The following is a 16,236-nucleotide window of genomic DNA, read 5'->3' on the forward strand; positions in this document are numbered from 1 at the left end:
CCGGACAGATTAGAAAGGCAATACAAGGGGAGTGAAGCCATTGAACGCATTACAAAGTCGGCGTTTTATTATGCTGGGGCTTGCACCGGCAGTTATTATCTATGCATTGTTTGTGTTTGTGCCTGTTGTATGGTCAGCATATTACGGCTTTTTTAACTGGTCTGGCATTGGCGCATCGACGTATATTGGCCTGAGCAACTATGTGGAGATCTGGAATGACGCGATCTTTTGGCGGGCTTTGAAAAATAATGTCATTTTTGTGCTCGCTTCGGTGTTCGGTCAGATTCCATTAGCACTCATGCTGGCAGTTATGTTACACAAAAGCAACCCGCTCCAGCGCTTTCTGCGCTCGGCCGTATTTTTGCCTATGGTATTGTCAACCGTTGTCATCGGCATGATCTGGCAGTATATCTATCATCCACAGATCGGTATCTTGAATTTTCTGCTGGATGAAATAGGGCTAGAGAGCTGGAAGCTGCAATGGCTGTCCGATGCAAAGATCGCGATATTTTCTCTAGTGCCACCCTTGCTCTGGAGTTTTGTTGGACTGTATCTGATTATTTTTATCTCTGCTTTGCAGAACATCCCGGGTGAAATCCATGACGCAGCTAAAATAGACGGCGCATCTGGAATCCGTAAACTGGTTTCCATTTCACTGCCGATGATTTGGGGAACGGTACAAGTTGCAATTATCTTATGTATTTCAGGCAGTCTGAAGTCCTTTGATCTGGTCTACATCATGACAAAGGGAGGGCCGGCTCACGCAACGGAGTTGCTCGCTACGTATATGTATAACTCTACGTTTACAACGTACCGATATGGTTTCGGTAGTGCGATCTCTACAACGATTGTTCTGATTTCCCTGTTACTCATCGGAACAAGCCAGTGGGTGACCAGTCGGAAGCGGAAAGAAAAAAGGTAGAAAGGAGGCGAGTTCATGCGAACAACACCTGTGACCATACCAACACCACGAGGCCATGCAGGGCATTCCATTCGGCAGATCCGCAAAGGAATCGTTTGGACGCTTCTTACGGTCTATGGTATTTTAACATTGTATCCGTTTTATTGGCTTGTGATTAGTGCGTTCAAAACGAATGAGGATTTCTACAGCAGACCTTTTGGTCTACCGGCACACTGGAATGTGGCCAATTTTACACATGCCTGGGAAAGCTCGAAGCTCGGAACGGCCTTTGGCAATTCACTAACCGTAGCGATTGGCTCGCTGATCCTGACGCTGTTTATCGCGGCGCTGGCTTCATTCATTCTGGCACGATTCCAGTTTCGCTGGAAAGGGCTGGTTATGACTTTTTTCGTTGTAGGCATGCTCATCCCGATTCATAGTACACTCGTTCCGTTGTTTATTTTGATGAAACAGATGTCCTTGCTCAACACGTATTGGGCTTTGATTCTGCCGTATACTGCGTTTGCTTTGCCAACGGCAATCTTTGTGTTGACAGCTTATCTGGTTAGCATTCCGCGTGATATTGAAGAGGCAGCTTTTATGGATGGAACCGGACTTTGGGGACTTTTTACCCGTATCATGCTTCCCATGTCGCTTCCTGCACTGTCTACGGTGACCATTTTGAGTTTTTTACATGCGTGGAACGATTTTTCCTTCGCCCTTGTATTTATTAATAAAACGGGATTGAAAACGTTACCGCTTGCCATTGCGAACTTTGCAGATGGGTATCAGACCGATTATGGTCTTACGCTTGCTGCCATGACCCTGTCCGTTATTCCCACCATCATAGTCTATTTAATCTTTCAGGAACAGGTGATGAAGGGCATGACAGCAGGTGCAGTCAAAGGGTAAGCGAGGGGCGCATCCAAAGGAGGAACAGAGTTGGTTCGCTGGCTTACATCTTCACTGCAACGAAAGCTGTCCGTCGTTGTCACAGCCTCGATGATTGTGCCACTTGTAGCGCTTGGACTATTTGCTTTCCTGTTCGCCTCACGCATCACGGAGGAAAAAACGAAGCTGTCCGGGATGGATACACTGAAACAAGTGGAAGCGAATCTTCGTTATATGCTCCAGGATGCGGAGAATTTATCCATTTTCCTGATTGGCGAAAGAGATATTCAGCAGTACCTAAGCCGGGATGAGGATCATGAACCCGATCGCTTGGACATTGTGGGCCGAATGACCAATCTGGCTGCATCCAAAAAGTACATTGCGAACATCGCCATCTATCCCGGGCGTTTTGATGCTTCGTTGTCCACAGCCACTTGGTATGAACCGGACGGAGAGGGCCTGTTCTATCCGTCTCTCCCTAGTGGAAACGCGGATAAAAGGTGGACGGGTGTATATCCCGTTCGCAATTATGCTGGAATTCAAAATGTCATTACGTTGATCAGGCCAATCCGCAGCATCCACAATTATCGTCCCATCGGCTGGCTTAGCATCAGTTTAAATGAAAATGCGATCTCTAAAGGGTGGCCAGCGTTTGGACTGGGTAGAGGGGAAGGTAGCCTTGAACTGATCGGCAACACAGGGGAGGTTCTGTCCTCTATGGATAAATCCCGGCTTGGGTTACATGTATCTGATCTCGAACCGGGACTGATTACGCGCATCCAGAAGGGGCACAGTGGGACGACTACGTATGGTGAGCAAGAACGAAAACGTACGGTCCTGTATTACCCTGAGGAACTGACGGGGTGGACGCTGGTTGGTATGGTTCCTTACGAGCAATACCGATCAGAGAATAGTTACATTATTATTTTGACAGCCATTGCGGTTGCCTTATCAGCGTTAATCAGCGGTGGTTTGGTCTGGTTTACGGTTCGCAGGGTTACGAGGCCGCTGCTTGTATTAACCCGGCATTTGTCTCGGATTGACCCGAAGCGCCCCTTGCCGTTATTTCGAGCAGAAAGCGATGACGAGATTGGCAAGCTGGGCGAAAGTTACAATCTGCTTGGTGCACATATTGAATGGCTTAAGGAAGAGATCATTCGTGGGGAAGCTCGCAAAAAAGAAGCAGATCTGCGCGTGCTCCAGGCTCAGATTAATCCTCATTTTCTGTATAACACGCTCTCCTCTATTCATTGGATCGCGCTGATGTCCAAAGAAAACCGGATTGCAGATATGGTAGAGGGACTGAGTGATTTTCTGCGAATCAGTTTGAATAAGGGGCAGGACTATTGCCCGGTTGCCCAAGAGATTGCACATATCCGTCATTATGTACGGGTACAGTCGATTCGTTTTCCGGATCAATTCGTGCTGCATTATATTGTTGATCCTGCATTGGAGCAGCGAATGATGTTAAAGCTTCTGTTGCAGCCACTCGTGGAGAATGCCATGATTCACGGGATTCAACAGGCAGAAGGCCAAGGTACGATAACGATTATGATTCAGAAGGATGCTGTAGTTGAGCGAATGAACATTTTAGTGCTGGACGACGGTGCGGGCATGGAACTGGAGCAATTGGAGCAATTGAGGGCCAGTATTATACCCGCGGATGAGAGTAACATGTTGCCGCAAGGCAGTCGTTCCCAAGGGAAGCAACCGGAGCAGTCGTTATCCGATGGAGGGTATGGTCTCCGTAATGTGAACGAACGCCTGTTTCTTCATTATGGAACGGATGCGTTGCTTGAAATACACAGCAAAAAGGGCGGAGGCACACGAATTTCGTTCTCCATTCCAATTCTGGAGGAATCGCCATGAGATTATTGATTGTGGATGACGAAGTCATTATTCGCACAGGGCTCGCGAGTGTGATCGCCTGGCATGAACTTGGCATTGACATCCTTCCGCCAGCTGCTTCTGCCGAGGAAGCTTTAACTCGACTAGCAGAGGAACGCCCGCATATTTTGATGACCGATATTCGAATGAATGGCAAGTCGGGGCTGGAGCTGGCGGAAGAAGCGCAGCATCTGCTTCCAGAGCTGGAGGTCATTATTTTATCAGGTTACGATGATTTCTCCTACGCCCAGCAAGCGATCCGTAATGGTGTCACAGACTATCTCCTGAAAACGAGCAAACCGGAAGAGATCATCAAAACGGTGTTGCAGGCCAAAGGGAGAATTACAGAACGGTGGGCAGAGAAGTCCCGTGAGGGACAATTCCTACGTGAGAACCGGGAGAGGAAGTTTGCCGGCTGGGTGATCGAAGGTAATATGAATTCGGGGAGTTGCCCGTCCTTCCTCGCATTTCATGAGGAACATGCGCCCAACGTTCAATCCATAGAGCAAGTTAGCGGCAGTGAGCGGCCAGTGAGCAGGCAAGTTGTAGTTATTGAGGCAGAGGGTTGGGGCCGTTCTTCCGATGCGTTGCTTCGGTTTGCTGTGCAAAATATGATGGAAGAAGTGCTCCCAGGAACGATTGCCCAGGTTGACAAACAATATGTTGTCTGTGTTCTGCCTGTGGCTTCTGAAAACGAAGTAAGCGTATACAGGATAGAGGAAGGCATAGATCGTATGGAGTCATGGTTGAAATGTTCTCTTCGTGCTGTGCTTGGTAAACCTGTTCACCACGCTTCTGAATTGCACCATAGTTATCAAACGGCGTTAGTAGCTTTACAGTATCGTGGACTGCTGGATACCAAAGTGTGGCGGTATGAAGAGATCAACGTCAGGCGAGGTGGCAAAACGGTGTTGACACATGAGGAGGAAACCACCCTCGGTACGTTGCTAATGGACAATGATCCAGTCATGCTTACAACGTGGATACGTGAATTGATTATCAGGTTGATTGCAGAACCTGATGTCACACCAGGATCTTATGTAGCTTGTCTACATTCGGTGGTCATTGCAGGACACCGCTGGCTGGCGCGAACACTTCAAGCGATTGGAAGGGAACAACCCTCCAGGCTTGAGCCTTGGACGCCTGAATCTGATAAGAAACCAGCAGAGATCGGGGATGAATTGTTCCACCATTTATATGATGTGATGCATGCATATCACAGTCGCATGGGACAGGGGCAGGCCGCACATGTGCAGAAAGCGATAGGTTATATTGAAAATGCACTGGCACAGGATATTAGCTTGCAACAGGTAGCCGGGCAGGTTCATTTGCATCCAGGCCATCTTAGTGAATTGTTTAAAAAAGAAATGGGTGTAACCTTTGGTGACTTTGTTACAGATATGAGGATCAGACGGGCAATGGATATGCTCGTTGTGTCTCCGGCAAAGGTCAGTGAAATCGCAGCAATTAGCGGTTATGAGGATGTGAAGTATTTTAGCAGACTGTTCAAAAAGCATACGGGCAAAACACCGAGTGAGTACCGGGAGCAGGCACTTGCATTCAAATCTTCAGGCAGCTAGACGGGAGGAGCAGGAGTACAATGGTCAACGTTTGTCGTACAAGTCAGGATTTATCAGGACAGTGGAGGATACAACATTACGAAGTTGGAGAAAAGCGAGCAATGGATGTTGCCGCTGCAGCGCTGGATGACCGATTCTGGATCGGGGCAGCCGTACCTGGTGATGTTCATGGGGCACTTGAAGAGCGTGGAATTATTGATCCGATTTATTTTGGACATAACGATGCGAAAAGTCGCTGGATCGAGCAGAAGGAGTGGTGGTATCGCACCACCTTTAATCTAGAACGGGGTGCATCTTCAGAGGAACATATTGAACTCGTATTTGAAGGTTTGGATACGTTTGCAACGGTATACGTCAATGGACATGAGGCCGGAAAAACAGCTAATATGCTGATGTCTCATACATTTGATGTGACCCGTTTGGTGCGAAGCGGCTGGAATGCGATTGCGGTGCGCTTTGACCCGCTTCATCTTCATCATCGTGATAAGGAGACGTTTGACTGGTCTTCCTATACGAAGGAACGCCCGTGGCTGCGTAAAGCGGCTATGAATTTTGGCTGGGACTGGGGGCCGCGTATCGTTACGGTAGGGATCTGGGGAGCTGTCCGTCTGGAGCGCAGCACGGTGGCCAAACTGAAACATGTTTACGCCCGAACCAACGCTGTAAGCAAGGAACAGGCTCAAGTACAAGTCACTGCAGAAGTACAATCTGTTTTATCTCTGCGAAGCAAGCAAAAACGGACACAGCCTGTCGTGACCACTTGTGATATTCGTCTTCTGGATCAGCAAGGAGAGCTTGTAGCAAGCGTTATTTCTTCATCTGTAGAACAGGGAAGAGCAGATGTAACCTTAGATGTGGATCATCCCTGCTTGTGGTGGACTCATGATCTGGGTGAACCCTATCTGTATACCATTGAGGTTACACTCTATGCAGGTGGCCTAGCTTTGGATCGTTATTGTCAGCCGTATGGCATACGGACGATTGAGCTAGCTCTGGAGAATGAGCAGGGAGAGAGCCGGTTTGCTTTTATCCTGAACGGAGTCAAAATTTACGCCAAAGGAGCAAACTGGATACCTGCCGATCAACGGATTGGAATGATTCCGAGTTCACGGTACCGCGAACTTGTGGAACTGTCTGTAGAAGCACATATGAATATGCTGCGTGTATGGGCAGGCGGTATCTATGAGAAAGAAGTTTTTTATGACGAATGTGATCGGCAAGGGGTGCTCGTCTGGCAGGATTTTGCCTTTGCCAACGCGTTATTTCCGGATTTCAATCGTGACTTCATGCAAAATGTACAGCAAGAGGTTGAAAATAACATACTTCGCTTACGTAATCGTGCTTCACTTGCGATCTGGTGCGGCAACAATGAAATCGACTGGCTGTATGATATGAAAACGGCAAGTGGTGATATCACAAGTCCGTTCTACGGGGAGCATATCTACCATGAGCTGATTCCGGAGGCATTGGAGCGGCTAGATCCGTCCAGGCCGTACTGGCCTTCTTCACCTTATGGTGGAGAGCATGGACAGGATGCGAATGACCCGGATACCGGAGATCGGCACAACTGGCAGGTGTGGCACGGTTCTGTATACCCGAGGAAACAGGGAGAAGTACCTGTTCTGGATTATAGCATTGAGGGGGTCACGTTCAAAAATTATAAAAAGGATCAAGCGCTGTTCAGCAGTGAATTTGGCATGCATGCTTCAGCTAATCGGTATACGCTGGAGAAAAATACACCTACTGGCCAGTTTTACTGGGGGAGTCCCGAAATGGCCTATCGTAATAAGGATACGAATCATCAGAAAGGGATTTTGCTGATGGAAGGGTACACGGGCATTCCGCAGAATATAGAGGAATACATGAACTTCTCCATGCTGACACAAGCAGAGGGTCTACGCTATGGGATAGAACATTTCAGGCGGATCAATGACCGCAATAGCGGCGCGCTGGTGTGGCAACTGAATGATAGCTGGCCCGGAACAAGCTGGTCGATGATCGATTATGAACTGCTGCCGAAGGCTTCCTTTTATTATGCCAAAACGTTCTTTCATCCTGTACTATTGTCGCTCGAGCACGAACCAGAACACTCGCTTAATTTATGGGTAGTTAACGATACACAGGATGAAGTGGGAGGACAACTTCGGCTGAATGTTTATGACCTGCACGGAGAGTTGCTATATACCTCAACATATGTAGTAAAGGTACAAGCTCAGACATCTATGCAGATTGCTGCAGTGGAGGAAGCCGAAGTGCTTGGGACCAAACAGGCGGAAGAAGTGATGGTGGAACTGCAACCCCAAGGGTTTATTGCACCCGTAAATCGTTACTTTTTGCGTGATCCCAAAGATGTGGTGTTGCCGCAGTCTCAGCTCAGCGTTCATGTCAACGAAGAAGAACAATCCGTAACCGTTAATGTGAGTGGTGCCATTGCACGTATGGTGAAACTGGAGTTGCCGGTTGGCCGGGTTCGATTCAGTGATAACTATTTTGATCTATTGCCCGGAGAGAGCCGTACAGTAAGGTTGCAGCATCCAGAGATGCAAGCTTTGCCACTTCAAGAGTTGCGAGTAAGTGCAATGAATGCAAGTGAAGCTTGATTTAACCAGAACCTCAGTGTGAACAAGTATGAGCTGACTCACACCTATGATTCAAAAGGCTATTATCAGCCCATTTTTTGATTCGAAGGAGAACTGAATGGAGAGAATTGGGATGCTATGATCCCAGCAGTGAAGAATCGATTTCAGATTTGATGTTGTTCCTGATCAGTGCTCAGAGCAAAGAAAACCTCGTTAACGAGTTAAAAGCCATGTTTTCCCGTATGGGCAAGACATGGCTTCTGCACTTATTTTGAACATATGTTGTTGCGCATCCCGATTACAATTAGCGAAAGGATTCATACCGCTGCTGAAAAGAGGACTCCATTTCCACTTGGCGTGCCAGTTGTTGCTGTACTTTGGAGCCACGGATGACCTGCAGCTGCTGCAGCACATCGGAAGATGTGAAATCATTCTGTGCCATCTGTATAAGCAGTCCGGCAAGAACGTCGGCATCCTCGAGCGCGGCATTCAAGCCAAATGCCCCTGTAGGTGTCATCGTATGAGCAGCATCACCAATGAGTACGACATTATCCTCTGCCCACCGGGAACTATAACTGCTCTCTACAGACAGCAGCACAAAGTCACTCCAATCTTTGATATGCATAGCGACAGAATCCGCAAGACAAGGAAAGGCCGCTACCAGCTTGCTTACAAAAGGAGCAAAGGGCTGTTCACGCAGCTTAGCATATCCGCCTTCGGGAATATTCCATCCAATCTGTACATAACCACCGTATTGTGAAAATAACGCGAGCTGTTGACCATCCATACTTGCCATACGAACGGCGGGTTCCCATCCTGGAGGGGCGGGAATACGTGCCCATAACAGATCGTAGCCGTGTTTGCGAATCTCGGGTACAAGGCCGGCATGTTTGCGTACCGCCGAATATCTACCGTCAGCACCGATAACGACAGATGCTCTAATAGAGGCAGGAACACCATTTTGACGCACGTTAATGCCAGCAACATGGCCACTTTTGTCCCGAAGCAACCCGGTCATGACTGTATTAAAGCGAACCTGATGCATTGGCATTAGCGCTTCAATCTGAGCAGTGATCGCTTCGAGAAGATGATCTTGTGGAACGTGCACGCCAACGTGGTGCTCTCCTTTGGTTGGATCGGGGTTAATCGTGTGAATGATATTGCCTTCTTCCCAATATTGAATCTGTTCTAGTAGCAGTACCCCGCGCTCTTGGATGTGCGAATATAACCCATGCTTGTGTAGAATGCGTTCCCCGTCAGCGTTCAGCAGTTCTCCGCGAAACGATTTATGCAGATGTGGCTGTCGCTCAATGAGTAATGTAGAGATACCTTTCTGGTTAAGCAAATACGAAAGCAAGGCGCCTCCAGGCCCTGCCCCGACAATGCAGACATCCGTGTAAAGGGGATCGTTTGTTTGAGATTTCATCAATTTCATATACATTATTCCCTTACTATATAATGGTAAAAATCTAGTGATGGACAAATGTTTACTTTATGATAACAAATTTATTTAAATTATTAAGTAACTAAAAGTAACCAAATGGACATACGTTATTATAAACAAAGTATTCTTTATATACAATAGGCCAAATTCAAATTTTTTATCACATAAAGGGAAGCACCCGTTTGCCCGCCAGGCAACCTTATTTTTTTCACAACCAAATGTGTGTAAATATGTTACAATATAAGGCAGGTTACAATGAAAGGCAGGAGGAACGGATATGAGCCCGAATACGGAGCGAAACTCGCAATTGGCAAACGTTGATCAATTGTTGGAGGCCTTCTTCAGATATAAAAATAAAGTATTGGATCAACAGCAAAAGTCAGAAACAAACTGTAAGTTGAACCCAACAAAAAGCCATATATTGGGCATGATTTTACGTGAAAAACGCTGCATGGCTGTTGATGTTGCGCGTCAGCTTAGTCTGTCCTCTGGAGCTACGACGATTGTACTTAATCAACTTGAAAGTGAAAATTTGATTCAACGGGAACGCAGCGAGGAAGATCGCAGAATTGTTTGGCTGTCCTTAACGGATGAAGGGGAGCAATTAGCCAGAACGTTGAATGCTAATCGTGGCCGCATGACATGGGAGTTGTTACAAGCGCTTACGGAGGAAGAACAACAGTTAATGCTGGGCATGCTCAAAAAAATAGAAATGAAGCTGCTGGAAAATATGAAATCTTTTGAGCAGACCTATCGTTAATTCATATGACACCTGAAGACGTCAGTCCTCATGCATTCGTGCCCGGTACCGGGTATGAATATGTGAAGACTGGCGTTTTGCGTGTTATAACAGAGCTATAGATGAAAGCGAGATACATGATCATCCAGGCCTTCCTGTATAAGAATATCTTTCTGCCGGCTGCCCATTAAGTCAAAATGGGGGAAGGGCTGTCTCCGGTGAATATAACGCGGGTCTAACCCGTGTTCACGACACCATTGTTCCAGGCGATGCAGGTCTGCACAGCCCACTTTGGTGACACTGGTTATGCCGGGAAATCTGGAATCAATCCAGAAATGAGTGAGATAGGCGATCTCACTGCGAGCGACTCGTTCTTTCCAAGCTGCAAGTTCTTGCCGTTTAATGCCAAAAGCCATAGTTGAACGTTCCTTTCTGACAGAGTATGTCCTTAACATATTGTACATCTTATATATGACATCAATCAAAAATGTTTCGGATTGATGTGTATCAGCATGTTTGAAGTGGGTAAATGAATATGAAAACTTTGTTATAAACGTCTATGTTTTTGTTAAAATAAAGGCATCACAAACGATTCATGACTTATGTAGCGGAAAGGGATGTCATCATGGAACTATTCATTGCGGTACTTGCATTGCTTGGACTGATCGGTCTATCTAACGTGTTGAACCGGTTCGTCCCTTTTATTCCCGTTCCGCTTATTCAGATTGCACTAGGTGTAGCGGTAGCACTGCTGCCAGCGGGTGTACATCTACCATTGAATCCGGAATTGTTTTTTGTGCTTTTTATTGCTCCCTTACTGTATAACGATGGAAAAAGAACACCAAGAAACGAACTGTGGAATCTGCGTGCGCCGATTCTCTTGCTTGCACTGGGGCTGGTGTTCGTTACGGTTGCTGTTGCCGGATATGCCATACACTGGCTAATTCCGACTATTCCACTTCCTGCTGCATTTGCGCTCGCGGCCATTCTTTCCCCGACAGATGCAGTGGCTGTAGGTGCCATGGCCGGACGTGTACATCTGCCCAAAAGCATACATAGACTTCTTGAAGGAGAAGCATTAATGAATGACGCTTCGGGCCTGGTCGCATTTAAATTTGCCATCGCAGCGACGGTTACGGGTGTTTTTTCACTCGCCCAAGCGACGGTCAGTTTCATTATCATTGCCGTGGGAGGCCTGCTCGCTGGCGCGCTCATGTCTTTTTTGTTTATTCGTCTTGGGGTATGGATTCGCAGACTGGGCATGGAGGATGTAACGATTCATATGCTGCTTCAGATTCTGACTCCATTCGTCATCTATCTGGTGAGTGAAGAGATCGGAGTTTCCGGCATTCTGGCTGTGGTTGCCGGCGGGATTATTCATGCGATTGAGCGTGACCGGGCGGAATCGGTTCAGATTAAGATGCAAGTGGTATCTGCGAGCACGTGGTCTGTTATTTTATTTATATTGAATGGCCTGGTGTTTGTCATTCTCGGCGTGCAGGTTCCCGATGTGCTTAGTAAGATCTTTGTTAACGTGTCATTCAATAACTTCGAGGTACTCGGTTATGTACTGATCATCTCCGTGCTGCTTGTGCTGTTACGGTTCTTGTGGATTTATTTGTTCTGGCAAGTCAATGAATGGCTACGTGCGAAGTCCACTATTGGTAAACCGCGCTTTAAGGAGATTACCATCCTCTCCTTATCGGGAGTAAGAGGTGCAGTGACGCTGGCTGGAGCATTTTCGATTCCATTTGTGCTTCAGGACGGGTCACCTTTTCCCGAGCGTGATTTAATTATTTTTCTGGCGGCTGGTGTTATTCTGTTCTCTCTGATTGCTGCGAGTGCATTGTTACCTGTGTTAGCCAAGGAAGAGGGGAAATCCTCCGATGAAAATACAGCACAGAAATCTGAACGCAGAGCACAGGACATTATGCTGAATGCCGCTATTCGAGCGGTCAAGTCTGAAATGAACGATGAAAATAAAGCTGCCGCACTGGCCGTTGTGTCTGACCTGTCCAAATATATTAAACAGGTGACAGGGCAGTTTACAGCAGATAATCGTAAAACATTGCAGAAGCAGGAAACAGCGATTAATCTAATTGCTACCCGGGCGGAGCGCAAAGAGATTGAAGCGATGATGGATGAAAATGCCCTTGGGCCAGAAGCGGCTTTCAAATGTGACAACTGGCTGGATCGCAAGGAGATGATGCTCTCGAACCGGATAAATACTCAGCTACTGGCGTCACTTCATGAAATCGGAAGAATGCTGGGCCAACTCTTTACAAGCCGCTCCAGCAAACAAGACCAGCCCTTTATGCTTGAAAATGCGGAACTGTTTCGAAAGGTTAAGCTACGCACCTCTCAGGCAGCAATCAAAGCAATCCGGGCACAGATGAATGACTCCAATCGTGTGGCGGCTCTCGCGGTTATTTCCAAATATGAACGGGTGATCGCAAAGTTACGTGCGTGGAATCAGGATAAGACGACTGAAGATCCGTTTAATCAGGATAAACTGGAACTTCAGATGGTAGCCATCCAGGAGCAGCGCAATACAATACAACAACTGTATGAGAATGGAGAGATTACACGCGATATTGCAGCCAGATTACGTCGTTATATCAATGATGTAGAAGCAACAGCTCTTAAAAACGATTAATCGATTATTCATGAGTTCGCGCGAATCGGGCAATGCTAACGGAGAGTTTGACGTATGAAATTCAAAGTGAGGATACGACATGAAGCTGAAAGCTACCCGATTCATCGCATTGTTCATGCTGACTGGAATAATCTTTGGCAGTTCGACATGTTCAGCGTATGCCAAGCCAGTGCAGAAGAACCGTCAGTATTATGAAGAACGGGGAGAGATCGTGTGGGAAGTTCCCACGCAGGACAAACTGATCGCCCTGACTTTTGATGATGGACCAGACCCTGTGCAGACACCGCAAATTTTAGCTTTGCTCAAACAGTATCATGCAAAGGGGACTTTTTTTGTACTCGGCAAATGGGCAGAAAAATTTCCGGACATCGTCAGGCAGGAACAGCTCGAAGGACATGAGATCGCAAATCATACATTTGCACACACGTATGCCGTTCGCTCAACAGCAGCGGACAAATACATGAAAGACATGGAGGCAGCGGAGGATTCCATTGTAAGTGCAGGTGCGCAGCGCCCGCTGTTGTTTAGACCTCCTGGGGGGTATTACAACGATATGGTGATTCAGGCTGCTAAGCAAAAAGGGTACACCATCGTATTATGGTCTTGGCATCAGGATACTCGAGACTGGGCCCTGCCTGGTGTATCAGCGATCACAAACAAAGTGTTAAATAATGCTCGTAATGGAGACATCGTTTTGTTTCATGACAAAGTGGAGAGCAAATCCCATACGATCGATGCCCTGCGAACGATTTTGCCCAAATTGCAGGAACAGGGGTATCAATTTGTTACGGTATCCGAACTTCTTGCGGTGAAAGCTCGTGAAGCTGCCAAGGGTGGAGTGTCGTCCTCATTACCACGAAAGCAGCCTTAATGCAGGAGCGTTAACGATTGTAAGCAAAGCCTGCTGGATCTAGACAGTGATGAAAAAAAGCAAGAATATATTTTTTTTTATGTCTATACTAATCACAGCCGCAATCAAGCTGAACTAATGATGCTTTGCGGCTGTTTGTCATGTAGTTATTCATTTAACCTCGTTTGGCGGGATGTCGCAAAATGTTCGGAAACAAGTCCTGCGCTTTTGTTTTACAATCGAAACGTCTACAATAGATAAAGTCTTTATATATCAGACACTATTATGTTAATAGAGTAGGTGAACAAGTTGAATGGACAAAAGAGAGCGGACATCAGACCTGGTCTAGAGGTAGATATCGTGCTGAAACAGGATCAATCCAGTGGCAAACTGACAAGAGGCATCGTCAAGGATTTGTTAACCAAGTCTCCTTCACATCCCCACGGGATCAAAGTGAGATTGACAAACGGTCAAGTGGGGCGAGTGAAACAAGTGATTTCTGCAGGTAATCATCCGCAATGAGTGTGAACGGGAGGCTGGATACGACCAAAAAAGTGATGACACACCTGTCGGTTGGCAATCAACGCCAACAAGATGCTTACCGTGTTTTGCACGAGAGCGGACTACTTTTCATGCTTTCTGCCCACGCTGCGTACCCTGCGGGCACGGTACCGATTGACGTGGATCTTCCTGATAGTGATCTGGACATCCTGTGTTATTCAGAAGATCTGAACGCTTTCCAAGTCGAGATGGCTAGGCAACTAGAGGGCATCGCGGTGAACGGAAGAACAGAGTGGACGTACGAAAATCATGTCTTAAATCAGAAAGCATATGTCACATGTAAACTGAGCTTGGGGTTATGGCCTATTGAAATATTTGCCCAAGCGACTCCTGTGTATCAGCAGCACGCTTACTTACATATGCAGGTCGAATGGAGTTTGTTGCAGTTATGGGGAGAAGCAGGGCACCGCGAGATTCGCAGACTGAAGCAATCAGGGTGGAAAACAGAGCCTGCCTTCGCCCATGTGCTTGGGTTAGAGGGTGATCCTTACATAGCCATGCGTGATCTAGCCAGCCTGCAGGAGCCAGAGCTATGGGACTTTGCCAGGTCACGCGTCACATTTAAATGAGGAAGATCGCTACAATCGTAGTTACTGTTAATCCGATGATAACCGGTTTCAGATTACGCCTCGCAAGTTCAAACGGGCTGACCCCGCAAATGGCGGCAGCCGGAATTAACGCCCACGGAATCAACGTTCCGCCGCCAACCCAGATTGCGGCTACTTGGCCCAGTGCGGTAAGTACCGGAGCCGCGTTTGTCGTACCTGCAAACATGGCAGCAATCGAACCCACGAGGGAAATTCCCGAAAAGCCAGAACCATCCAGACCGGTTACAGCCCCAGTGACGGTCATCGTAATCGCCCCAACAGTTCCATTCATAGGCACAATCCCCGCAAGTGCAACGCCAAGATCATTGACGATCCCGTGTGACCCCTCAGGAAGTGGATTCACAAATAACTCTGTTATAGCAGCATCACCGAGATAAAAGAATGCAGCAATCGGAATAACTGGACCAAATACTTTGAACCCGAACTGGAATCCTTCAATTAAATAATGGGTTGTTTCTTCTGATCCACTGTGACCGTGTGCTGCAAGAGAAACGGCAATCAGAATAACAACTGCGGTTCCGCCAATTAACGCTGTTGCATCTCCGCCCTGCAGGTTCAGAATAAACATGAGTACAACATCTAGTGCGAACAACAACGGAATAAGCAGGGCGAAGGTTTTTCTCAGACGGAGAGGCAATGTCGGAACCGGTGCAGACTGATTTGGTTCTGACGGTGACTCAGACGCTGACTGTTGTGGGTGAGTAAACTCTTGTACCTTCCATTTGATGGTGTTCATCTCTTTGCGAAGCATCCAGAAGGCGGTAAGAGTAGATACCATGCCCATGACTACGACGAGAGGAACACTGGCAACCATCACTGACGTAACAGGAAGACCTGCTGCGTCTGCAGTAAGTTTGGGAGCGCCTTGAATAATGTAATCCCCTGACAAGGCAATGCCATGTCCAAACAGGTTCATCGCGATTGCAGCTCCAATCGGAGGTAAACCTACGCGAACCGCTACCGGTAAAAGTACTGCTCCAATCAAGGCTACTGCAGGAGATGGCCAAAAAAATAAAGATACGACCATCATAATGAGTCCAATGCCCCAGTATGCAGCTTGAGGCGTGCGAATAAATCGGGTGAGCGGCGTGACCATGATTTCATTAATACCTGTTCGGATTAAAACACGGCTCATCGCCACAATAATTGAGATGATAAAGATTGTACTTAGCAATTCCTTCGTTGCGTAGATAAAACTGTTAAAAACCCCGGTAACGGAACCGCTTAATGTTTCAGTTGCCAGCAGTCCAATGGTCATAATGCCTGCGACACAGATCATCGTTGTATCTTTGCGGCGAACCAAGACAGCAATAATGAGGACAATAAACGCCAAATACACATAATGCAATGGTACAAGTTGAATATTCACCATGATGACAGCCTCCCTGCATCCCCGGTCATCGATCCTGGGAGTGCTATATCCTATGCATGTCAAGCCTAGGTGTTCGTGGAGGGAGGCAGCAGGATTTTTTTTACATTCAGAGAATTATATGAGTGCAACGAGCAAACACACGACAGGGGACTATGACTATAACAAGTC

The 16,236-nt window shown here is 47.1% G+C and carries 13 protein-coding genes; 10 read left to right on the forward strand and 3 right to left on the reverse strand.

Going from position 1 to position 16,236, the window contains the following annotated elements; translation table 11 throughout:
- Nucleotides 1–40 precede the first annotated feature (40 nt).
- Genes EC604_RS11710 through EC604_RS11730 form a run of 5 tightly spaced genes read left to right on the forward strand, consistent with a single transcriptional unit; the run spans nt 41 to nt 7,859 of the window.
- The gene (locus EC604_RS11710; RefSeq protein ID WP_123064346.1) at nt 41–922 is read left to right on the forward strand and encodes a carbohydrate ABC transporter permease; all 882 of its coding nucleotides are present in this window, start codon (nt 41–43) and stop codon (nt 920–922) included.
- Nucleotides 923–937: 15 nt separating this feature from the next.
- Nucleotides 938–1,813, forward strand: a complete 876-nt coding sequence (locus EC604_RS11715) for a carbohydrate ABC transporter permease (RefSeq protein WP_123064347.1) — start codon at nt 938–940, stop codon at nt 1,811–1,813.
- 30 nt (nt 1,814–1,843) lie between these two features.
- Nucleotides 1,844–3,661: a sensor histidine kinase gene (locus tag EC604_RS11720; protein ID WP_123064348.1), complete on the forward strand. Its 1,818-nt coding sequence runs from the start codon at nt 1,844–1,846 to the stop codon at nt 3,659–3,661.
- A complete protein-coding gene (locus tag EC604_RS11725) occupies nt 3,658–5,259 on the forward strand; it encodes a helix-turn-helix domain-containing protein (RefSeq protein ID WP_123064349.1) in 1,602 nt (533 codons plus the stop codon). Before EC604_RS11720 ends, EC604_RS11725 begins: the two co-directional genes overlap by 4 nt.
- Before the next feature lie 20 nt (nt 5,260–5,279).
- Entirely contained in the window at nt 5,280–7,859 is a 2,580-nt protein-coding gene (locus tag EC604_RS11730) for a beta-mannosidase (protein WP_123064350.1), read from the forward strand.
- A gap of 283 nt (nt 7,860–8,142) precedes the next feature.
- Here EC604_RS11730 and EC604_RS11735 read toward each other — a convergent pair whose 3' ends face one another.
- Complete coding sequence (locus tag EC604_RS11735; RefSeq protein WP_240036823.1) at nt 8,143–9,273, reverse strand: FAD-dependent monooxygenase; 1,131 nt, start codon at nt 9,271–9,273, stop codon at nt 8,143–8,145.
- Nucleotides 9,274–9,559: 286 nt separating this feature from the next.
- Between EC604_RS11735 and EC604_RS11740 the strand changes: the two genes are divergently transcribed.
- Nucleotides 9,560–10,042, forward strand: a complete 483-nt coding sequence (locus EC604_RS11740) for a MarR family winged helix-turn-helix transcriptional regulator (protein ID WP_090924395.1) — start codon at nt 9,560–9,562, stop codon at nt 10,040–10,042.
- A 95-nt stretch (nt 10,043–10,137) separates the two neighbouring features.
- Here EC604_RS11740 and EC604_RS11745 read toward each other — a convergent pair whose 3' ends face one another.
- Nucleotides 10,138–10,437: a hypothetical protein gene (locus tag EC604_RS11745; RefSeq protein ID WP_123064351.1), complete on the reverse strand. Its 300-nt coding sequence runs from the start codon at nt 10,435–10,437 to the stop codon at nt 10,138–10,140.
- Between the two features lie 209 nt (nt 10,438–10,646).
- Here EC604_RS11745 and EC604_RS11750 point away from each other — a divergent pair, with 209 nt between their 5' ends.
- The 4 genes from EC604_RS11750 (at nt 10,647) to EC604_RS11765 (ending at nt 14,657) form a co-directional block, all read left to right on the forward strand.
- Nucleotides 10,647–12,677: a Na+/H+ antiporter gene (locus tag EC604_RS11750; RefSeq protein ID WP_123064352.1), complete on the forward strand. Its 2,031-nt coding sequence runs from the start codon at nt 10,647–10,649 to the stop codon at nt 12,675–12,677.
- Between the two features lie 79 nt (nt 12,678–12,756).
- The gene (locus EC604_RS11755) at nt 12,757–13,548 is read left to right on the forward strand and encodes a polysaccharide deacetylase family protein (RefSeq protein ID WP_123064353.1); all 792 of its coding nucleotides are present in this window, start codon (nt 12,757–12,759) and stop codon (nt 13,546–13,548) included.
- A gap of 288 nt (nt 13,549–13,836) precedes the next feature.
- On the forward strand, nt 13,837–14,049 hold the full coding sequence (locus tag EC604_RS11760; RefSeq protein WP_090924399.1) for a YwbE family protein: 213 nt from the start codon (nt 13,837–13,839) through the stop codon (nt 14,047–14,049).
- Complete coding sequence (locus EC604_RS11765; RefSeq protein WP_123064354.1) at nt 14,046–14,657, forward strand: DUF4269 domain-containing protein; 612 nt, start codon at nt 14,046–14,048, stop codon at nt 14,655–14,657. Before EC604_RS11760 ends, EC604_RS11765 begins: the two co-directional genes overlap by 4 nt.
- On the opposite strand, the gene EC604_RS11770 is transcribed toward EC604_RS11765, so the two are convergent.
- Nucleotides 14,650–16,065: a hypothetical protein gene (locus EC604_RS11770; RefSeq protein ID WP_192895101.1), complete on the reverse strand. Its 1,416-nt coding sequence runs from the start codon at nt 16,063–16,065 to the stop codon at nt 14,650–14,652. The two genes, EC604_RS11765 and EC604_RS11770, sit on opposite strands and share 8 nt — an antisense overlap.
- Nucleotides 16,066–16,236 lie beyond the last annotated feature (171 nt).

The sequence above is a fragment of the Paenibacillus amylolyticus genome (genome assembly GCF_003719335.1).
GTDB classification, from domain to species: Bacteria; Bacillota; Bacilli; order Paenibacillales; family Paenibacillaceae; genus Paenibacillus; species Paenibacillus amylolyticus_D.